Below are 19,592 nucleotides of genomic sequence, written 5' to 3'. Positions count from 1 at the left end.
TTAGAAGAAGGTATATTCCTTTTTGAATACGAGGTCGTATTCATTGATTTCATTTTGTTTCCATGTGATGGTTTTTAACTGCCCATCTTCTTCATGCGCAAGGATACCTTTGTCAATATAGTTACTTACCCAATAGTACAATTCCTCCATACTAAGAGTGCATGTATATAACATTATGTTGCGTTTATCTTGTTGCCAAAATAGTTCTTTAATGAGTTTAAAGATTAGCTCCCTTTCTTCAAAAGAAGCTATAACTTGTGGTTGGTACTGCTCCCAACGGGCTAATTCTTCCTCAACTTCATTATTGGATAAGAAATTTATGCATCCTTTTTCACTTGCATCAACTGATAGATGCAAAAGGCTACAATGCCGTATTGAAAAAGTAGCACAATTTCCGCAGCGTATTTCTTTACTAAAATCGTGTTCGTATTCCTTGCACGCCTGAGTCCATCCTCCTTTACAGTGTGTCGGGTTAACTGTACAACTTAAATTTTGGTTGACTGTAAAGAAACTACATGTAGAGCAATTCATGTTCCTATTTCCCTATATTTAATCGTTAAATAGTGCGTAGCAAGTGGGTTTGGAGGTGATACTAGATAGCGTTAGAACTTACGCATTGACAGAAAGTTGAGCATGTGCATTCAAGCCCACCTTTTGTTGAAGATGTTCCAGAATGAAATCACTTGCAATCAATAATGTCCTAACCTATGTGACGACGGCTATACTTGCTCAGATGTCTGGCAGTTAGACAAAAAATTTCGGCGTTGTATAATTGTGGGATGAATTGTATAATATAGCTATGAAATGTCCAGTCCGCAAATGTGCAACGCCGCAATTCTTCCTACCACGGAGCCGGAACTTGTCACAGTCGGTGCAGCGCTCAGTAGTTTGGTAATCTATAGTCATTCACAATTCCCAATCAAGCGTAAAAGTTTCCTCATCATCAACGGATTCAACTTGGGGGTCAATTGGGGTATGAGTTGACTCATCTACAGTAGGCTGATTTTGTTCTATGGGGGTTGTCTGGGTGTTAACTACCGCAGACTGTATTGGTAACACGCCCTGCTTAAACGCAAAGTAGCAATCAACAATAAAGTATAGCGTCTCAAGGTAACTTTTACCCAATCGTTGCGATTCTGCTTTGATGCGATCGCGATAGCTGTCTTTGATTCGGACTTTTTCTGGAGTTTTATCTTGCTGAGAAACCATAATAAATATAATTCGTAATTCGTAATTGCTAAGCTTCGTTGGTAGAAGAAGAGTTGACAATGGTTTTAGCCATTTGAAATAGTCCACAAGAATTGGCCTCTACTGGGTTGTCTAGAATTTCAAACCCGTTCTGCACGAGCAGTTTTTTAAAACCAGGAAGCAAGCAACCGCCACCGATCGCCCAAATGTCATCCCCTTGGTGTTTGGCATCAAGAGCGAGATTGACTGGTTTTTTCAAATAGCTTTCATACCATTCCTTTAAGCAAACACTGTAAACATCTTTGATATCAATATCGCGGCTGTATTTGGTGTGTCCCATTTCTAAACAAAAGCGAATTTTCGATAAGTCCCCAAGCTTACCACCGTTGAGAGGTTTCATCTTCTTGGCAATCTCACCAATGAGAACTTCCACTCCTGCAGCGTAGGGGGTATGGACTTCTCTTTTACCTTGGTTGTAACGAGAATAAAGTGTTGTCCCATTCCCAAAATCTACAACAGTTAACTTTTTGGGGAGTTTTCTACCCACCAGAGCACCCATACCTTCAGGTACGACTTTGAGAACTTCTACTTTGATATCAGATAGCTTGCCAGCCAATAAAGGTTGATATTCACCATTAAGCACTTTCAGCAAGTCATCAGTTAGAGCCACGTCATGCAAGCTAACAACGAGCTTTAAGTGCCAAGCCTTACGATATGGCAAGTGAGCTAACGCACCCAATAAAGTGATGAGGGCGTTATTTACTTTGTTAATGTTGTTGTCCGTATTCCGTTCAAAGTAGTATCCAGTGCGGAAAGCCGACTCACCAATAGTGTAGGCGTTGCCGTTATAAACCACCCGACCGGGTACATCCTCCATGTCTTCTCGTGAGATGTAACTGGGAATTCTCACCACATCAAAACCATCGACCAACAGTTTGACGCTTCCATAGCCATTATCAAAACCTGCACAAAAAATTTTTTGATTCGCGTGAATGTTCTTCATAGGGGTCAAATGGGGTATAACAACTTTATATATTAAATATACCCTAAGAATAACCTATATATACCCTGTATAGGGGTTAATTTAAAAAAAAAGCGATTAGGGTACGCATAGCCCCCACTTGTACCCCATATGCTATTGAACAACTCAATCTACGGTTGTTCTCATAAATTAACATAACTTTGGTGGTAGATTTTGATAACCTTCAGGTTAAAAGAAAAGTAGAAGAACTGCATTGGTGCTTATCATCTGACACAATAAATTTAGTTGCGGCGACTCAATTTTTGAACTACCGTTTCTAACCCTACGGGTATAGAAACGGATTTAAGAGATAACTTTAGAAGTTTATGTCGCATCTGGTTTTAATGGGGTTCATCTCCAAGCAAGGTACAGCTATTGCAGGAGTGAAAGAAAAGATGTCTTACCGTTTGATGCTTCGGCGTGGATGCAGAGGGAGACGGATTAATCGCACTCAGGTTTTCCCGCTTAGGAATCATCCCACCATAAGCAGCAAGCATACGTCAGTATTAGTAACGCGCAACGTCAAATAAACCTGAACTACGTAGGCACAATCTACCACGGAATTGATTTATAAAATTATCCTTTTGTTGCCCAACATCAAGAACCACCATACTTGGCATTCTTAGGACGCTTAGCGCCAGACAAGGGATCGCAGCAGGCGATCGCCATTGCAAAAAAAGCTGGTTGGCATCTAAAAATGGCAGGAAAAATTAAAGCAATAGACTCTGAGTTCTTTGAACAAGAGGTTGCCCCACATATTGATGGTGAGATTGCGGGATGACAAAGAGGCTACAATGCGCAATCGATAAGAGTTGTAACACGTACAACTCTCGGAAAATCGGGTAGTTGTTGAGGTTTGAGACGTAGGGTGCGTTACGCGATTGCGCAGAGCGCAGTGCCCAAAGGGCAATCGCACTCTTGTATGCACCTACCTAAAAATCATTAAGCTGACTGTGCATTTGCTATAAATATTGCCAAAATGCTGGTGTTATAAATGAAAATGCTTTAGATGTATGAGACGTTGCAGAACTGGCGTTCAACAACTTGAAAAATTCCGCTACAACAGATTGGGAAAATTGTTTACTTCTTTATCTAATTCCAATTAGATGCGTAATATTACCGAACTGGATATGATAAGTGCATCTCTCAAGATTGTTTTAAGGCTATGGACGCATCTACACTTGTGCTTAATAAATTTTTCCGAGTAGGAAATTTGTTTTACAAGTGTAATTCATCCAATTGCCCTTGCTTGCGTGCCTTCTCCTTCTCCTTGTCCTTCAGAGACGCGGCGCGAAGGTCGTCGAAGATCGCGAAGGTCGTCGCTGCACGAACGTACTTCTGCCTTCTGACAACAAGGTAACACAATTAACCCCTAAGAATTAGTCATAACTTTTTTCGGTTAATACAAGTGGTAGACAACCAATCAGTGTAGAATAAACTAACGTTAGTTTTGCTCTAGAGCATGAAACTAACGTTAGTTTTACTACTATTAGTAGTAAAACACAACATTTTGGGCTAAACCTTGCTCAAAATGGAGCAACCTCAACTTTGGGTTATAGGTTCCGATTGACGGGGGAGAGTGGCAAAGTCTCCTAAAACCCGAAAATTAACTCAAAAATCTGACGACTAAGTGGAACATTTTGCCGTTGACTTCTGCTTAAATAACTTATGAAACTCCGATTCATTAGGAGCAGTGGGGTTTTTAAGTAGGTCAGAAAAATTTCTGCTCTAACAATTTTCCACTCAGGTTCACTCGCGACTTACCATCGCCATTGGCTAAAGCCAATAAATCCATGAGTCTTAGGCATCGACCTGAAAAATGCCCAGATGTTGCCTTCTACCCAAAAGGCAGTTAGCGACACAACGAATACTCCAGGAGCCATTTCGATAACTGAATACTGTTGAGCATTTTAATAATTGCTTCCCCTTTAGAAGGTATTTCCATGAAAAAGAAACCTGCTCGAACCCAGGTTCGATTAACAATCGCCAGCAATGCGGGCGGATCGGGGAAAACCACAATGGCAACTCATTTAGCGTATGCTGTTGGTGCCAAAGGGTATAAAGTTACCCTGATAGAACTCGACCAAAATGGGTCATTGTGCATTTTTGCAAGACTTGCACCTGCGTCTATGGAGCAATCTCTTGCTACTGTCCTTAAAAAAACATTCAAAGGTGATTACCCCCTTGTTCCACTTTGGACTGAACATCTTTCTACCGTAACGGCTATACAAGGTGGTAAATTTTTAGAAGAAAGCATCGGAGAAATATACAATTACAGTCGCCGTCACTACACTTTCAAAGATAAATTGGAAGACTTCCCCTTAAAGAGCGACTTGATTATCTTTGATACTCCTGCCTCTTTAGAGCCAATGGGGTTAATGGCACTAGCAGCAAGCACGCATGTACTGGTTCCCATCAAACCAGAATACAAAGATACGGGAGCTTTCGCGGGCTTTTTGGATTGGTTCTACAGCAAAGTGGATGACCTAAGACTCAAACCCAAACCCGAAATTTTGGGGTTTGTACCTACACGGGTGGACTTATACGACGTAGGGGCACACCGGGATATTCTGGGGTTAGACAAAAAAGGGAAACCAAGAACTGACATTGACCCAGCCAAAACTCTTCCTTTCCTGATTCAACAGATGGGTATTCATTGCTTCCCTTACATTAGAGAATCTAATTACCACCTCAAAGCTAGTGGAGCAGGACTACCTCTACACTTGTACCGACCAGGATGTGATGCAAGTGAAGACTTTAACCCAATAGTTGAGCGCCTAATCAAGTTAATGACGGAGTAATTTTAATGGCAAGCAAAAAACCCGTGGAGATGAGTCAATTATTCGGGCAAGCAGGGCAAACACAGCAAATCCACCAACTTAAAAGTCAGGTAGAGGAACTCGAAGCGGAAATTACACAACTGCGAGCAAATGCATTCAGTTCTGAAGAAAAAACTGTATTAGAGCAACAAATTGAGTCACTCACCAATCAACTAGCTAACCAAGGCGGAATACACGACATTGCGATCGACCTCATCGATCCCGACCCTACTCAACCTAGACAAACTTTCCCAGAATTGATAATTCAAGAACGAGTGGAGAGTCTACGTCGGCAGGGGCAGAAAAACCCAATTGTGCTAATTCCACAACTTGATGGACGGTACAAATTATTTGACGGAGAACTTAGGTGGCGATCGGCTCCATTAGCTGGAATGACAACCCTAAAAGCTGTGTTTCTGCTCAAAGAGGATGCTCAGGACGAAGCAGCAGTGTTTGAGGGCCAACTAGTAACCAGTATTCACTCCGAAAAACTTCATGACCTTGACTTAGCAACTGCTCTGATTCGATTAACCATTCATAAATACCCCAACTTCAAAGACCGAGAAGACGAGATTCCAAAGTTTCTTAATGCTTTCATTAACAGACGAATTCGTAGCAAAACCCTTGAGGAGCTTGCACTGATTAAGGATGCCGACCTGACAACTCAACAGCAGTGGCTAGAAACGGCTGACTTCAAAGACCTTGAGGAACAAGATATTGTCTCAGTTTTGCTGGGGCTACAACTAAATCCAGTATCCATCAACAACAATATCTTTCCCCTACTTAAACTGGCAGAAGATCTCAAGTGTGTCATTCGCTCTCTCGGGCTGGAAAGCAGCAAAGCGAGAGAACTTAACAAACTCTCCTCTCTCGCACTGAATGTTGATGAAACTGAAGCTGTGGCAATCCGCACTCAGGTAACTCAGCAAGTTATTCAAGAGAAACTATCACTCTCGCAGACTAGAACACTAGTCAAGCAAAAGCTTTTGCAGTACGATACCCCAGATTCCAAAACCAAGCAGGACAAACAGATGGACAAAACCATCAAAACCGTCCAATCGATTGATCTCAATGAATTGGGGCGAACCCGACTTGCCGAACTGCGCCAAGCCCTTCAAGAAAAGCTACAGGAGGTTGAAACCCTGATTTAGAGCAGCAGTCGAGTAAGAGGAGTTGACATCAATAAGTATTGTCAGGAAAACTTTTGCTGCTTAAAAAAATAATGCCAGTATGAATTTGTGCGTCCATACTGGCATTATTTTCTGATTTTCAGCTAATACCAATTCTCCTTGTAGTTGCGACACATCTTTACCCCCCAACCCCCCTTGGGAAGGGGGGCAAGAAGGGAGCGTGTGTAGCCAGCTTTTGGAGAAATGGTATAACTACTGTTTTCAAATTGAACACTAACAGAAGGTACGTCTGCTAGAACGGGATATCATCAGCTTGGTCTTTGTTTTCGTCTGCTACACTGTCATTTGCTTCTACTAACTCCTTGGCGAAATCAGGAGTTTCAGGCTTTTGAACCTTAGAGTTGAGACCTTGTTCGGATGGATTAGCTGAAGAAGGAGCAAATTGTCTTATGACGAATGTGGCAATTTTTTCCTTGTATGTTCCTCTGTCGTCTGTTTGTAAATCTATAAATCCTATTGCCGTTCCCAGAGTAGCTTCTCCAAGTTCGTTGATGATAACAGCAGGTGCACCTTTACTGCGATAAGGGATTTCGTCTGCTGTAGATCCTTCTTTAGACCGATAGTGGAATTCCATGACTCCAAACACTATTAAACTTCCAGAGGAGTCGTGAGTTTGGTTGATTGTCTTGATGGTTGTGGTGCAAATGCTGTTAATCATAATTTTGACCTATGTAGATAAATGATGTTTGTTGCCCCAGGCGAATGTGGTCGCTTGGGGGTTGCTTTTCTTAAAAATTGGCGTTAGCGATCGCTGTTTCGGTGTTGCTGGGTTGTTCTTCTTTGCGTCCTCCCAGTAGTTCAATGGCATTGACTGTAATTACCGGTCGTTGTCTTGTCACGCCGGAATTTCTATCAGCCCAGCGGTCGAACCCAAACTCGCCTGTAATCGCAATTTGAGTTCCTTTGCGAACGTAATTTCCAATAATTTCTGCTTGATTACCCCATGCGACTAAATCGAACCAGAGGGCTTGTTCGCTTCTATAGGGAGGTCTGACAGCAAGGCTAATGCTTGCTTTTACCGCGCCCGACTCGAAATACTTCAGTTCGGGATCTTGTCCGCATCTGCCAACTAGCATGATTATGTTGAGGAAGTTGCTCATAGGAGTACTTGTTAATGTTTCCGCTCTTATTTGCGTAAGCATGAGTCTTCCTTCTGTGGTTATTAACTGATTATGTGTAATTTTTACTTTGACGTAAGCCGCATCTGTAGGGGAGTTTGGTGTGCAGATGCGGACTCTCAAACCGAAGTGTTTACTTAATTAGGATGGTATTTCTTCCCTGGTTGCCTTTCCTTCTAGTTTTGCTGCTAACTTTTGTTTCCCCATCCTTTTATAGTTGCGTATTTTGTGGATTTCCCCCAGATGTTGTAATTGCTCGATTTCTAAATTATCTAAATCTTCTTTTGTAAGCAGTCTTGGTACTTCTTGAGGTGGTGTACCACCTATGATTGTTGCTATATCGACTGTTGGTTGACGCTTAAGGATAATTATTCGTTGATTGTTTGTTCCTTTTTTTACAATTACTATTGCACCATGTTGCCTAAGCAGGCTAGAAATTTTGTCTAGTTGATTAAACTGTATAGAGATAGTATTCATGTGTGTAATATTTGTGACTTTTTGTTTCAAGTGCTTGGCACTTGATGTGGTTTGTATTTCTATGGGCATCTTGATGATATCTATGCCTAAATAGTGATTATTGGAGAAGTTTATGACTAAACTGGAACGTCGGTTGCGGCGGAATATGGCTGTCTGTAAGCTAACCTTGCTTGCTCTTATGTGGTTGCAGCAGGATGAAGACAGTTATCTGCGATCTCAGGGTGAGATGCCCTTACTAGCCGCTGATTATAGTAGCCATCTAGAAGTAACAAATGAGGCTTGGTTAGAAAATACCGATGGAATTGGGATTCGTCATTTTGGAGATATATCTAATACCCAGAGAATTGGTGTGCTACGAGAAGTCCTCGATTTATTGCTTACTCAACCTTTTGGGCAATTACCTACTTGCGTGCATGATGCGGCTTATTTTTCTTTAAGTGCGATCGCCCTCATTGCGGTTGAAAAAGAACTAAGTGGGCAACCGATAAATAAGGGTAACGAGTATTTTGCCCGTCAGCTTGTACTTGAATGTTTACAGGACTTGGCAGACCCTTATATATTGATGGGACATCCCTATTTAGACTATCCCTTGAGTTTGGATGAGGTAAGGTGTTTGTTGCCACCTCATATCAAAGATGAACTAGAGATTTCCTTACAGGAATATATTGCAGCTGAACCGGATTTAGCGGAACTAATAGCAGCGGGAAAAACTGATTGTCCGGGATACTACTTTAAAGATTTTTTTGAAAAATCTACTTGGAAAGATAACTTAAATTCAGAAGCTGTGGCGGCGCTACAGCAAAAGTACGGTCGGCATCATTCAGAGGTAGCAGTCGATATATTGGAAAAAGATGGCAAACGTTGGGGAATGACGCTTGTTTATTTAAGAAGAGAGTTGGGAGCAAATACTTTATTTACTATTTTGGATAGTGATTTAACTTTATCTGAAACAGAATTACTGGATATGGAATCGAGTAATATCTATGAAGATGAGGGTATTCCCACTGGCTATTTTCGTATTAAGCTACATTTTACTAAATGGTCAGACCGCTTGTTGTTACTTCCTTCTTTAGTACAGATGATTGTATTTTACTTCCTTACTGGAAAAAATAACAATAGTCACTTAGAGGCTTTGATGAGTGTTCCGATGCAAGTTACTAGGATTTCTACTGGCTTCCCAGTTAACATGAGTGTTGCTGCTTATAAAAGTGGGTATTACATGACGCTTAATTGTATTGAAGAGTGGGAGGTTGGTAGCAATTGGCTGTTGAAAACTTTTTCCTCTTTACGTTCCTACTACGAACGTGGTTGTCAGGATTGCCACAACCACTAATTATATAGCAGGTTAAGAGGCTAACCTGCTACTAGAAGATAAAAAAGGGTTTAGTCTTTTTTTGAAAAAAAACTTGCAATAAGCTTTGTTATTTTGCACCCATTGCTTACGAAATCCATTATTGACAGTATCCTGGGCGTGATGATTTAATCAACTCTCCATCGAATGGGTTTGGTGGAGAGTTGATTAAAGCCCATCCTTTTGAAAACTGTCTATTAGGTCAGTTCTCTATTGCCGGATGTGGTAGAGTTTGCTTGTGAGACGCGATCGCTTGGGAATTAAGCACTGGCTGCATTGAATAAAGCTTAAAGGCAACTATTTGCTTTGCTTGTTCTTTGTTACTCAAACAATGTTAATTGCCGTGCAATATTTGTGGTCTGAGATTCGTTTGTAGTTAACTTTTCAGGTGATTTATGCCTTTTTCCCCATCCTTGTTTAGCGGCATAGCTGACTACACGAAACCGAATATCGGCTGCTAGAGACTTATAGTTATGCTGGATTTGTTTATAATTGATAGGCGACGTACCTATCTTCGCCCAGAGGTTTTCATAATCGTAATTGGGGAATGGTTTGTGCTTGACTAGTGTTGTGTGAGATGCCCAAAGATAGACATTTACCCAATCAGAATGCAAAGGTGCTTCAAGACTAATAGGCATCATGACGGTAAGTACCTCGCTGGGTGTTGCAAGTTCTCCAATACTGCCTTTTTCTATTTCCTCTAGTACTGTGTCTAGCCTATCAATGGTAACTGCTTTATATACCCACTGGGGAATGCATGATTGCCAGCAGTTAGTTGAAGTAATTACAGGACCGGCGATATATTGAACTAGCTGTTTATCGACTTCGGCTATTTCTAATAAACTGGCAGTAGCTGCTGAATTTATTTCTAATTCAGCTACCATTAGTCTTAATAGCTTCTGAGTTGATTGACTGAGTAAAGTTGATTTATTACCGCAAATTTTTTCAACCTCAAATAGAGTAAGATTTTTATTTGAATCTGAATAACCTTTTTTTCTTTTTGTCATCTTCCGTCACTTAAAATAGTTTAGATTGTAGGTTTTTAGGAATTGTTTATCCTAAAAACCCAATGCATGATTAAGGTATCAGCGCTGTATCCCAAACAGCACGAGTTTGCACTTGCTGTAGTAGCTTTTGCTTTGATAAATGCAGTTTTGCTCTTTTTTCTTGCCAAAGGTACTGCAAATACTCAATTAGCCATAGCTGGGTAGGAAATTCTAGAGAAGAGATTTCATTACTGAGGCTGATGGCTGTGGTAATGCTTCTGGGCGGTGTTTGGAGACGGTTGACAATAGAAGGTATAGATTGCAGATATTTGATATGCTTTATTGCTACACCTGGGCTACCATTGACGAGTGCTATTATCTCCTGGCTGACTTGTTTGTACTCTGGCAATGAATCCAGAACTTTTGCTACTTCATCTGGTGTTAGACGTGTAAATGGGACAACAAACGAGCGGCTTGTAATAGTGGCGCTTATCTTATCTGGATGAGACGAAATGAGAATGAAGACGCAATTAGGCGATTCTTCTAGGGTTTTAAGTAGTGCGTTTGAGCTTTTTTCTTGTAGTGTTTCTGCTTCATGGAGGATTACCACCTTGCGTTTGGCGGCGACAGCAGTAGTGCTGGTAAATTTGATGATAGTTCGTACTTCTTCAATACGAATAGATGCTGGCGTATGGAAGGCTTTTCCTTCTGGGGGATAACTTGGTTTTATCACCAATACATCTGGATGATTGGTAATATTTTCGTCCTCTACTAATGCAGCGGTAAAGGCAAAAGCTGTTTTTGCTTTTCCTATACCATCAATATTGCTCCAAAAGAGGTATACTGGAGCAATTTTGTTACTGGAAATTGCATTTTTTAAGATGACTTTGGCAGTATGCTGTCCAATGATGCTATCAAAATTGGGGTTTTTCATAATTCTTAAATGCTGCAAAGTTTGATAATTTGTGCTTCAAGGTTATTTATTCCTTGCTTGAGTTCATGTTCTAGAGAGCAAATAAACTCTAGGCTTTGCTTGAGTTTTTCAACGTTAGCAAACTGTATTTCTGCTTTGAGGAAATATAGTCTTTTGGGATTTTTTAAGTTAGCCAGCCTAACTATTTCTTCATCCTTGAGTTTTTCTATCATCCCTGCTTTGACAATTAGCCAAGTGCGGAAGCAACTGTACAGTGTAGCTGCGATTATAAGGGGATGTTCGTTGCTCAACATTGAATTGCTGAGTAACTCCAGGGCAACTTTTACCTTTCCTGTAAGACAAGCATGAGCAAGTTCTATGCATTTAGAGGTGCTGTTGTTAACAAGAGGGATTATTGTTTCCTTATTTAAAATTTCTCCGGCAGCATAAATTGATAGCTTTTTCAACTCGCTATCAAGTCGTGTTGTATTGTTGACAATAGCGTCAACTAAATAATCTATTGCATCTTCCGTAAGTGATAGATTGTATTTAGAAACACTGTGATTGATGAGATTCCTAATTTCCTTTTTATTCCAACTGGGAATGAGAGGAAATTCCTCTATATTTCCGTATTTGGAAAGTAGTTTTATTGCTTTGCCTCTACAGTCTATTTTAGTAGAAGTGACTAATAGGACGTTTCCATTTGTAGTACTAATAGCTTTTAAATTTTCTGACAGAAACTGAATGATTTCATCTGCACAGTTGTTGAATATTGACGCTTGGTTTATGTGAACTACTTTTGCTCCCTCTCCAAAAGGGATAGTGCGGATTTCAGTGATGGCGTCTGCAATAGTATCTTGATTAGTAGAATTTAGTTTGATATAGTTGAATGTGCGCCATTGAGGATGAGTATGTTCCTCGACGATTTGGTTGATTCTATTGTTTAAGGATACGGTATCCTCGCCACTTAGTATATGTATTAGCATCGCTTGTTTAATTAACACAACTTCGATTTGAAGTTGTGTTAGCGATAAGTGGTGATTTAAATTAGGACGATTATCCACTTACCAGTTTATGTGGTAACTGGTAAATGAGAGCGAGTGCAATCTAGTAGCATTCGGAATACTATTTCTCCTTTTGGATTGATAACTTCTAATTGGTTATCTAGTTTAATTATGATTTGCCATTCTTTGCGTTCCATCCACAGGATATAGTTTTGAGCAAGTGGTGTTATGCTTTGGTTAAACTTTGAAAGGGCGGGTAGGAACAATATTGGTAGTCTTTCTTTTCTTAATTATAAGGTGTAAGCCAAAAGGGTGGGATAAAAAAACAATACCTTGACAAATCAGGGTACTGTTCTTTTGACATTACAAACTATCTACTGCTAGAAAAGCTTGAAAATGTTCTTCAATTCTGTTTTTAATTCTTTGGCTGCAACTGCCGCGCCACGATGCAGTTTTTTCGCCTCCGACGCAGGTTAACATACAACTGAAGCCATTTCCCTGGTAAATTAGAGGTAGTAATATTTCTCCTCTAGCTGTTTGCCTCGGTCTTATGTCTATGCCGAAGCTTCTTAGAATGCGCTCTAGTTTATTTAAATTTTTGATTTGTGAAGGCATAACACCTGTTCCCCTATTATTTCTAGGAGTTGCGCGTAGCGTCGGTAATATAGCCTTTGGGCGCTTTTGTAACCATTTTGAATGGCTTTTTTTAGTGCTAGAGAGACTGCCACAAACTAAAAAATAGTCGGTGGCAATCCATTTTATTTATTTTTGATAGTCTGGCTTTCTACTGGTAGAATGCCTATATATTTGCGCCAAGAGTCTAGCTGTTGTAGATACTCTAAAACGCAAGTTGCTCCCGCTACTTGATAGAGTGATATGGCAGTCTCAGATTCTTTTAGGCTTGCTTTCTTCTCTTTGAGGATTTTGATGATGGCTGCTGGAAGTTTAACCTTTTGAACTGTGTTCAACTCCAGATGTGAGATTGTCTCTAGCAGCAGTTCCTGTTCTGATAGGGCTACTCCTCCCTCTTGAAGGTTTATGGCGTTGAGTTGGGCGGTAATTCCCGATAAAGGAAGAGTTTGCTGGACAAACTTCTTAACTTTTTTAGCGGTTTTGGCTTTTTGTTTGGGTTTGACAATGACAGGGTTAGTCGGCTCCACAACCCTGTAAAATTGAGGAAGTTCCAAGCAGAGTTGACCAGTTAAGCGGTAAGATACCGTTTGTTTCTCCGGTGGGGTAATACGGTACGAGAATTCTGCCGTTTTCCTGACGTCTCCAAACTTTCGTAGTTTGACTCGTATTTGATAGGATATTCTTCCTCGTATGTGGGTGTGTTCATCTAGTATCACCGGGTTTGTGTTTTCCCACCACTCGATTTCAACGAAGCGATCGCCATCCAAACTGTCGTAGATATTTCTAACTCTAGCGTTTGGATGGGACGAAACGAACGAGTTTACCCAAGCTCGCTGTTTTTTGTTGAGCCTGGGCTTACGATCTGATGATTTATTTTTCATTTAATTGTCTTTACATTAATGAGTGATCCCCACACCAATCAGTTAATTAATGATTGATAGGGATTTGGTTCTTTAGAACAGAGATAATTGACGCAGGTTGGTTTCTAGTATTTCGGGAGCAGCTATCTTGAGGATTTCTGACCGCGAGTGTTCGATCAGGTTAAGATAGTGTAGAGGTGAATATTTCTCATTACTGCTGATATTTGTTAAACCTCTAACTCCGTAATAGTAAGTTACGACATCTCCGGGTTTTCCTAGTTTGAGAAGTTCCTTTTCACCCTCACGAATCTTACGAGTGATGGCGAGTTTTTCTACTGGGTATTTTCCCGATAAAATCTGTGTTTTTACTTCTTTGAAATATGACTCTGCTGTGAATTGGTTTTGGATTAAGTAAGTTAAGTATTCAACCGGGAATTCCTTTTCTAACTTCGAGCGGGAGCGACTTCTCCAGCTACCTTTGTGGATAATCCTGTTATCTTTCAGCCATAACAGATAGTTCTTAGTTCCCCTCTGGGGAATGAACATCGCTTCTGCAATAAACTCTAATTTGACAATTATCCCTCTGGGTAATTGAGATTGAAGTGTGGCATACACTTCTTCTGGGTTGGGGTGGGTAAAGAACACACCATCGGTATCAACTTCTATGGGAGTTGCGCCACTGTTGTTGATTACCTCAATCATGAACTGTAGAATGCGCCTACCGTAGGCTGTTACCAGGGCTGCTGCTTCCATATCGTTGAAGGCAAGTTCAGATGTTCCGAAGAATCCAAACTGAGAATTAGCCAAAACTTTAGTGGATTCTCTTTTTTCCTTGGCAACAATGTCTCCGGCTGCAGCAAGTTGTTCCAGTCTTGATTTCTCATTTACCAAATATTGCAAGATGCTCAACCCGATTCGCTTTGTATCCTTGCGAGAGACAATTCCCTTTGACAATATGGTTCTGGGGTACATGGAACTGATATCGATGTATCCAACTTTTTTGTATAGTCCTGGAATGGAGTAGGCACAACCTCCTTGAAATTTGTACTTGCGATCGGGTTTGGGTTTGTATCCAGGATAGTAATGCTCAAAAATTCTTTCCCACTTTGTACCGTTACCAGCGAGTGCTAACTGCTGGAGGTTCATCCCCGGTACAACTAGTGTTTCATAGTAATATGAGGGCACAAGCCTGTTGGCTATAAGTTGAGTATCTTCCAAGTCGTAGGTGAGATACTCCTTAATTTTCTGCCATCCCTGATTACCAGAACCAGCTTTCCAGCAAGCTAGAATTTCCTCGTAGGGGAGAACCAGTCGCCCAAGGGAGCGCAATCTCATTTCTAGCACCACTTGTTTAAGCGATCGCCCGTTGGTCAGTTCTTTAGCAACAAAATCCCACCTGAGAACGCAAATAAAGATATCTACGTGCTGGCAGTTGCGGATGAATACCTCTCGAATCTCCAGTGGTTCGCCGCGTATTTGGGCAGTTTGGATGATTCGTGTCTTAGATGCAATTCTCAACGGATGAGGAATGCCGTGTAACTCGCAGCGGGTGATAATAAACGGTAGGTCAAATTCTGTTCCATTGTAGGTGTAAATTACTTCTGGTTTGCTTGCTTCTAGATGGAAGAGAAACTCCTGGAGGATTTTACTTTCGGCTTGATCCATAAAGATGGCAATCTCCCCTATCTCGCTCATGCAGCCAATTGCATAGATCCGATTTTCTCTTGGGTTTATCCCTGCCGTTTCAATATCGACTACCAGAGTTTTGAGACTAGAGTACGGGGCAATATTTACCGTGGGATGCCACTCAGGTATTGGGGTAGTATCTGACCAGAATATGTCAAGTTTTTCTTCATTAACGATGATTTTATTACCAGATTTGGTAATAAAATCTCGGTGGTTGTAATTCATAATTTACTAAACTTTACAGAATTACTTACTTTTCTTTGGCATGAATCCTTGTGGTTTAGTATGGGGTTTTTTTGTTGGTAAAAATACCTCAAAAATGATGTCCAGATTATTAGGAAGTGCGAAGATTGAAAGCGGCTGAACTAACGGTTCTTTTTCTTCTAATAGTGCAGTCATAATCCTGTACCAGGGTACTGCTGCTAATATTGATATTGTTGCTGTAAGCAGCCATACGGGAAATTCGCGTACTTTTAATTGATTGTAAGTGTTTTTAAGATTTGAATTGTATTCCAGCCACGCAAAGGCTACTAATTCTTTGAGGAGGTCTTGCCTACCATTACTGAATATATATTTGCACGCTTCATCTACACAACGCTCATGAGTTTGTTTGTAAGCAATTGTTATTTCTAGCATTTGGATTTTTTCTGCTTCTGGTACAACCCATTCGTTAATTGAGTCATTGCTGTATAAATTTTTGGCACAGCTAGAGGCAACTACTAGAATACAGTCAAGGTTTTTTCTAAGTCTGTCAATTTCAAGCAGGCAGTCGTTAAAATGCGCTATTCCATTACTGCATTGAACTGAACTTCCCTTAACCTGTTCTGATAGTTGTCTAGTGGCGAATTGTCCATCGATAGTCAGTGTGCCATTGATGGCTATATCTAAAATTTCGAGAAAACGTTTTTTAAAAAGTGCAAGAGTTTGTTTACGGTCTAAGGTTTTAGGTTTGTGATAAATAACGACCCTAATTTCTGATTTATCGGGACATTCATCTCCTACGCCTGGAAAATGCCTCCAGTAAGGTGGCATTTTTTCACCCTTCGCGAGGCATAACTCGCCGAAACATTTGGAGCATCGTGGTAATTCATCAATATACGTATCGAAGTCAGCGATTGCTGCTGGCAATAAAAGTCCTGTACGAAGGCTAATTGCTTCAACTGGCATAATTTTAATCAGATACTTCCAGAATCCAGTTGTTAAATTTTGTTGTGGTCTTGCTTGATTTCAGCGCAGTTACCGCTACCCAATAGTGATTATGAGAATATTAAGTTGACGTGCGGAAAATTACACCTTTTAGTATTTAGCCCAAGTTGGTGGTTATGCTAGTAGGCGATCGCCTACTTCCAGCAATTGAAGCCAACACCTGCTACCACAGTCAACTACCCCCTCGAACTCACGTTGTTTATATGTAATCTTATACATTGACTAATATTTTTTATATTTAATAAAAAATTTTCCCCAAAGTTTTTTTGGGGAAAGTCAGTGTCTTTATAAAGTGATGAACATTTGAATTAGGCTGTTTCTAATCGAGATTCTATCTGAAGCTTTTGTACCATTTGTACCCATGCTGGTGCTTTTTTCCCATTAATTGGAGTAAGATTGTTCCAGTGTACTTCGAGTTCAGATTGGGATAAATGTGGGAGTTTTTCTTTACTCCAATTTATCGCGTCTTGGATTGTTTTCCAATTAGCCCAGGGTTGTTCTTTTGTCTTTGTTTCCATGATTTGAGCAAGTTCTATCAGTGTAGTTTCTAGCCACAAGTGAGCGAGGTTATCTCGCATAAGCGTATATTTTGAACTAACTAAGCTGATTGCTGACTGGATGTGTTTAATCTCCCAAGTGCAAGCAATATTTACTAGTTCTTTCCAAGTATCATCTTCTCTTTCAGTGAGGTTTTCGCCCCCACTAGCTTTGGCAATTAGTAAATCTTTGAATATCCTAACTAAGTCAGTGTAGATATTGAAGGGGCTTTTTCCAAATTCATAATTGCTTTTAAGGATTTTGATACTGTTGATTGCGTTACCTTGACTAAGGTTTTCTAGAATTGTTAATAAATCGTATTCGGGAATTAAACCTGTAATTTCCCAAACCCAGTTGGCGGTAATTTCAGTGTCGAGGTTACTAAGCTGATCGAGTAGGGTTTGACAGTCACGCATATGTTTGTTTTTACTTTGTGCAATAGTACGGAGGGCGCTTTCTGTAACCTTGATTTCTTCTTTTTCGGCAATTAGTGCCAGATGGGAGACAATAGTTTGGATACTGGGTGTGTGAAAATCGAACCAGTGACTGCGAGAACTAATTGTATCTGGAACTTTGTGCGCCTCCGTAGTGCAAAGTATGAATACTACGTGTGCTGGGGGTTGTTCGATTGTTTTGAGCAAGCTTTGCCACGCAGCAGATGATAGAGCATGGCATTCGTCGATTATGACAATTTTGTACCTGCTTTCGACAGTCGCAAACCCTAGTTTTTCAATGATGTCCCTCGTCGAGTCCACACCAGACTTACTGGCGGCGTCTAGTTCGGTTACATCAAGTGAATTTGAGAGTGCGATCGCGCGGCAAGAGTTGCATTTACCGCAAGGTTGGGTAGTGGGAGAATTTGCGGAATGGCAATTGAGAGATTTGGCGAGGATGCGGGCAGTGCTGGTTTTGCCAGTACCTCTAGCTCCGGCAAATAGGTATGCAGGAGCAATTTTATTTTGAGCGATCGCATTGTGTAGGGTACGGACGATGTGTTCTTGTCCGATGAGATCTGCTAGGGTTTCAGGACGGTATTTTAGGTGTATGGGTTGATACATATGTTGATGTGGGTGGTAGTTTTTGAGCAAAGTGATTTTTCCACGGGTTTTTTGTAAGGGAGGGTTACTTCCTCCCTCAGCAGATTTCTAAACGGCTGCTACTGGTTTTTGATTACGCTTGCGTGACTTAGAACTGGTATTTAGCGTCGGTGTTTCTGGTTCTGTTGCAGTATCATTTAGAGCTTCCTCCCCAGGTGGCGATTGTTCTTCTATTTCTTGAGCATTTGTTAAATCAGGTAGTTCAGGAGACTGTGCGCGGTGTTCTTCCTTTTCCTGAATGCCCTTTGGTTCTGACGATTCAGAAAACTTGTCTGTGTCATTTTCTTGGGTTTGTTTGCTATTCGTAGGAATTGAACTGAATTCCTGTTTGATTTCTACAGGCATAATTAGTGATAGCTGGTTGAGTAATCCTCCTACGGGACAAATAACTACTGGCTGAAGGGAATTGTTGCACTGAATAATTACCTCATCGGTAAGGATGTGTCGTAACGCCTCTTGCAAGTACTGAATATTCAACCCGATATTGATATCAACAGTGCTACTGGAGTATGGCTTCATTAGCAGTGAATCTACCGCATCGCCAATATCACTAGCTTCGGTAAATAAGGTTGCTTGCCCGTTGCTGACTTCCCAAACGATTTTGACTATTTTCTGTTTTCTTTCGGTGAAGTGAGCAATGCGTTTGAGGGACATTTCAAATGCTTTGCGTTCTAGGGTAAATTTGTGTGCGAATGATTTGGGGATTAAATTATTGATGTGAGGATAGTCACCTTCGAGCAGTCGGGAAGTGATTTTGGCATTAGCTAGGACAAATCTGACGGTTTTCTCCTCTATCAGGATATCGCAAGTACTATTTTCTGCTGTTTGGGCAAGTATTTTATTTAACTCTACCAAACTCTTGGCTGGTACGGTAAATTCAATTGGAGTTGGATACCCGGTATCTAACGATCCTGATACTAGCGCTAGTCTGTGTCCATCGGTAGTCGCAGCCTGCCAAGAGGTATTGTGAAACTGGAAGTTGACACCAGTCAAAACCAGTTTTGTTTCGTCGCTACTACTACAGTAGAGAGTAGCATCCATTGCTGCTTGTAATTTCTTACAAGGAATGGTAATTATTATTGCGTTACTACTTTCTGGTAGCGAGGGAAATTCCTCTGGATTGCCACCTTGAATTCTACATTTACCCGTAGAGTGATGTATTACGCAGGTGCGGTTGTTTACTTCAATGGTAAGTTGCCCTTTAAGGTTGCTAACCGTATCGACTAGTAATTTTGCGGGAAGGGCTGCACTGCCGGCATTTTCAATGCTTGCTTCAATTGTAGATTCTATCGAAAGATTAAGGTTAGTGCCAATCGCCGTTAGCTTCCTTTCAGCGGATGCTGTTATTAATAGGTTGCCAAGAATTACATCAGTTGGTTTGGCAGCAACGGCATTCTTGGTGGTTTCGATTAGTTCTTGTAACGTGCTTTGTTCGACTGTCAGTTTCATATGCAAATGTGAGTATGAATGGTTGAAAGGGTGCTAATATTCAGCACCCTAGCTGTT

21 protein-coding genes and 1 pseudogene are annotated in these 19,592 nt (G+C 40.8%); 4 read left to right on the top strand and 18 right to left on the bottom strand.

The window, feature by feature from the left end; genetic code table 11:
- From ICL16_RS08090 to ICL16_RS08080, 3 genes are all read right to left on the bottom strand, one after another.
- Complete coding sequence (locus ICL16_RS08090; RefSeq protein WP_190826338.1) at nt 1–531, bottom strand: hypothetical protein; 531 nt, start codon at nt 529–531, stop codon at nt 1–3.
- Between the two features lie 375 nt (nt 532–906).
- A complete protein-coding gene (locus ICL16_RS08085) occupies nt 907–1,209 on the bottom strand; it encodes a hypothetical protein (RefSeq protein WP_190826337.1) in 303 nt (100 codons plus the stop codon).
- A 28-nt stretch (nt 1,210–1,237) separates the two neighbouring features.
- Nucleotides 1,238–2,191 carry a ParM/StbA family protein gene (locus tag ICL16_RS08080; protein ID WP_190826336.1) on the bottom strand — a complete coding sequence of 318 codons (954 nt, stop codon included), beginning with the start codon at nt 2,189–2,191 and terminating at the stop codon, nt 1,238–1,240.
- Between the two features lie 496 nt (nt 2,192–2,687).
- On the opposite strand from ICL16_RS08080, the pseudogene ICL16_RS08075 reads away from it, so the two are divergent.
- Nucleotides 2,688–2,978 (top strand): annotated as a pseudogene (locus ICL16_RS08075) (glycosyltransferase family 4 protein); the annotation flags it as partial.
- Between the two features lie 462 nt (nt 2,979–3,440).
- On the opposite strand, the gene ICL16_RS46695 reads toward ICL16_RS08075, so the two are convergent.
- Nucleotides 3,441–3,572 carry a hypothetical protein gene (locus ICL16_RS46695; protein ID WP_273038532.1) on the bottom strand — a complete coding sequence of 44 codons (132 nt, stop codon included), beginning with the start codon at nt 3,570–3,572 and terminating at the stop codon, nt 3,441–3,443.
- A gap of 580 nt (nt 3,573–4,152) precedes the next feature.
- Here ICL16_RS46695 and ICL16_RS08070 point away from each other — a divergent pair.
- Complete coding sequence (locus tag ICL16_RS08070; protein WP_190826335.1) at nt 4,153–5,010, top strand: ParA family protein; 858 nt, start codon at nt 4,153–4,155, stop codon at nt 5,008–5,010.
- A 5-nt stretch (nt 5,011–5,015) separates the two neighbouring features.
- Nucleotides 5,016–6,179 carry a ParB/RepB/Spo0J family partition protein gene (locus ICL16_RS08065; RefSeq protein WP_190826334.1) on the top strand — a complete coding sequence of 388 codons (1,164 nt, stop codon included), beginning with the start codon at nt 5,016–5,018 and terminating at the stop codon, nt 6,177–6,179.
- A gap of 271 nt (nt 6,180–6,450) precedes the next feature.
- Here the strand turns inward: ICL16_RS08065 and ICL16_RS08060 are convergent, their stop codons facing one another.
- From ICL16_RS08060 to ICL16_RS08050, 3 genes are all read right to left on the bottom strand, one after another.
- Nucleotides 6,451–6,876 (bottom strand): hypothetical protein, encoded by a 426-nt coding sequence (locus ICL16_RS08060; RefSeq protein ID WP_190826333.1) that lies wholly within the window; start codon nt 6,874–6,876, stop codon nt 6,451–6,453.
- Nucleotides 6,877–6,946: 70 nt separating this feature from the next.
- Nucleotides 6,947–7,360, bottom strand: coding sequence for a single-stranded DNA-binding protein (gene ssb / locus ICL16_RS08055; protein WP_238360663.1), 414 nt, complete (start codon nt 7,358–7,360; stop codon nt 6,947–6,949).
- Between the two features lie 117 nt (nt 7,361–7,477).
- On the bottom strand, nt 7,478–7,813 hold the full coding sequence (locus tag ICL16_RS08050; protein WP_190826332.1) for a hypothetical protein: 336 nt from the start codon (nt 7,811–7,813) through the stop codon (nt 7,478–7,480).
- Nucleotides 7,814–7,925: 112 nt separating this feature from the next.
- Between ICL16_RS08050 and ICL16_RS08045 the strand changes: the two genes are divergently transcribed.
- Nucleotides 7,926–9,146 (top strand): hypothetical protein, encoded by a 1,221-nt coding sequence (locus ICL16_RS08045; protein WP_190826331.1) that lies wholly within the window; start codon nt 7,926–7,928, stop codon nt 9,144–9,146.
- A gap of 220 nt (nt 9,147–9,366) precedes the next feature.
- Here ICL16_RS08045 and ICL16_RS46690 read toward each other — a convergent pair whose 3' ends face one another.
- The 11 genes from ICL16_RS46690 to dnaN form a co-directional block, all read right to left on the bottom strand.
- Nucleotides 9,367–9,492 (bottom strand): hypothetical protein, encoded by a 126-nt coding sequence (locus tag ICL16_RS46690; protein WP_273038528.1) that lies wholly within the window; start codon nt 9,490–9,492, stop codon nt 9,367–9,369.
- Complete coding sequence (locus ICL16_RS08040; protein ID WP_190826330.1) at nt 9,485–10,171, bottom strand: hypothetical protein; 687 nt, start codon at nt 10,169–10,171, stop codon at nt 9,485–9,487. The genes ICL16_RS46690 and ICL16_RS08040 overlap by 8 nt, the downstream gene beginning before the upstream one ends.
- Before the next feature lie 70 nt (nt 10,172–10,241).
- Nucleotides 10,242–11,084: a DNA polymerase III subunit delta' gene (locus ICL16_RS08035; RefSeq protein WP_190826329.1), complete on the bottom strand. Its 843-nt coding sequence runs from the start codon at nt 11,082–11,084 to the stop codon at nt 10,242–10,244.
- 5 nt (nt 11,085–11,089) lie between these two features.
- On the bottom strand, nt 11,090–12,127 hold the full coding sequence (holA, locus tag ICL16_RS08030) for a DNA polymerase III subunit delta (protein WP_190826328.1): 1,038 nt from the start codon (nt 12,125–12,127) through the stop codon (nt 11,090–11,092).
- 8 nt (nt 12,128–12,135) lie between these two features.
- Nucleotides 12,136–12,264, bottom strand: a complete 129-nt coding sequence (locus tag ICL16_RS46685; RefSeq protein WP_273038526.1) for a hypothetical protein — start codon at nt 12,262–12,264, stop codon at nt 12,136–12,138.
- Nucleotides 12,265–12,430: 166 nt separating this feature from the next.
- Complete coding sequence (locus tag ICL16_RS08025; protein ID WP_190826327.1) at nt 12,431–12,682, bottom strand: hypothetical protein; 252 nt, start codon at nt 12,680–12,682, stop codon at nt 12,431–12,433.
- A 143-nt stretch (nt 12,683–12,825) separates the two neighbouring features.
- Nucleotides 12,826–13,581, bottom strand: coding sequence for a hypothetical protein (locus ICL16_RS08020; protein WP_190826326.1), 756 nt, complete (start codon nt 13,579–13,581; stop codon nt 12,826–12,828).
- Nucleotides 13,582–13,653: 72 nt separating this feature from the next.
- Nucleotides 13,654–15,471 (bottom strand): 3'-5' exonuclease, encoded by a 1,818-nt coding sequence (locus tag ICL16_RS08015; RefSeq protein ID WP_190826325.1) that lies wholly within the window; start codon nt 15,469–15,471, stop codon nt 13,654–13,656.
- 21 nt (nt 15,472–15,492) lie between these two features.
- On the bottom strand, nt 15,493–16,413 hold the full coding sequence (locus ICL16_RS08010; RefSeq protein ID WP_190826324.1) for a hypothetical protein: 921 nt from the start codon (nt 16,411–16,413) through the stop codon (nt 15,493–15,495).
- A gap of 347 nt (nt 16,414–16,760) precedes the next feature.
- Nucleotides 16,761–18,047 carry a DNA polymerase III subunit gamma/tau gene (gene dnaX, locus ICL16_RS08005; RefSeq protein ID WP_190826323.1) on the bottom strand — a complete coding sequence of 429 codons (1,287 nt, stop codon included), beginning with the start codon at nt 18,045–18,047 and terminating at the stop codon, nt 16,761–16,763.
- Between the two features lie 87 nt (nt 18,048–18,134).
- Nucleotides 18,135–19,535, bottom strand: a complete 1,401-nt coding sequence (gene dnaN, locus ICL16_RS08000) for a DNA polymerase III subunit beta (RefSeq protein WP_190826322.1) — start codon at nt 19,533–19,535, stop codon at nt 18,135–18,137.
- Nucleotides 19,536–19,592 lie beyond the last annotated feature (57 nt).

It is taken from the genome of Iningainema tapete BLCC-T55 (assembly GCF_014698965.1).
Taxonomy (GTDB): domain Bacteria; phylum Cyanobacteriota; class Cyanobacteriia; order Cyanobacteriales; family Nostocaceae; genus Iningainema; species Iningainema tapete.
The sequence above is the reverse complement of the archived record's forward strand: the minus strand, read 5'-3'. Positions and strand labels throughout refer to the sequence as shown.

Coding starts and splice junctions, on each gene's coding strand:
- ICL16_RS08025 (WP_190826327.1), bottom strand. CDS start 12,682: ATGCCTTCACAAATCAAAAATTTAAATAAACTAGAGCGCATTCTAAGA.
- ssb (WP_238360663.1), bottom strand. CDS start 7,360: ATGCTTACGCAAATAAGAGCGGAAACATTAACAAGTACTCCTATGAGC.
- ICL16_RS08080 (WP_190826336.1), bottom strand. CDS start 2,191: ATGAAGAACATTCACGCGAATCAAAAAATTTTTTGTGCAGGTTTTGAT.
- dnaX (WP_190826323.1), bottom strand. CDS start 18,047: ATGTATCAACCCATACACCTAAAATACCGTCCTGAAACCCTAGCAGAT.
- ICL16_RS08040 (WP_190826330.1), bottom strand. CDS start 10,171: ATGACAAAAAGAAAAAAAGGTTATTCAGATTCAAATAAAAATCTTACT.
- ICL16_RS08060 (WP_190826333.1), bottom strand. CDS start 6,876: ATGATTAACAGCATTTGCACCACAACCATCAAGACAATCAACCAAACT.
- ICL16_RS46685 (WP_273038526.1), bottom strand. CDS start 12,264: ATGGAACGCAAAGAATGGCAAATCATAATTAAACTAGATAACCAATTA.
- ICL16_RS08085 (WP_190826337.1), bottom strand. CDS start 1,209: ATGGTTTCTCAGCAAGATAAAACTCCAGAAAAAGTCCGAATCAAAGAC.
- ICL16_RS08045 (WP_190826331.1), top strand. CDS start 7,926: ATGACTAAACTGGAACGTCGGTTGCGGCGGAATATGGCTGTCTGTAAG.
- ICL16_RS08065 (WP_190826334.1), top strand. CDS start 5,016: ATGGCAAGCAAAAAACCCGTGGAGATGAGTCAATTATTCGGGCAAGCA.
- ICL16_RS08035 (WP_190826329.1), bottom strand. CDS start 11,084: ATGAAAAACCCCAATTTTGATAGCATCATTGGACAGCATACTGCCAAA.
- ICL16_RS08010 (WP_190826324.1), bottom strand. CDS start 16,413: ATGCCAGTTGAAGCAATTAGCCTTCGTACAGGACTTTTATTGCCAGCA.
- ICL16_RS08070 (WP_190826335.1), top strand. CDS start 4,153: ATGAAAAAGAAACCTGCTCGAACCCAGGTTCGATTAACAATCGCCAGC.
- ICL16_RS08050 (WP_190826332.1), bottom strand. CDS start 7,813: ATGAATACTATCTCTATACAGTTTAATCAACTAGACAAAATTTCTAGC.
- ICL16_RS08020 (WP_190826326.1), bottom strand. CDS start 13,581: ATGAAAAATAAATCATCAGATCGTAAGCCCAGGCTCAACAAAAAACAG.
- ICL16_RS08090 (WP_190826338.1), bottom strand. CDS start 531: ATGAATTGCTCTACATGTAGTTTCTTTACAGTCAACCAAAATTTAAGT.
- dnaN (WP_190826322.1), bottom strand. CDS start 19,535: ATGAAACTGACAGTCGAACAAAGCACGTTACAAGAACTAATCGAAACC.
- ICL16_RS08015 (WP_190826325.1), bottom strand. CDS start 15,471: ATGAATTACAACCACCGAGATTTTATTACCAAATCTGGTAATAAAATC.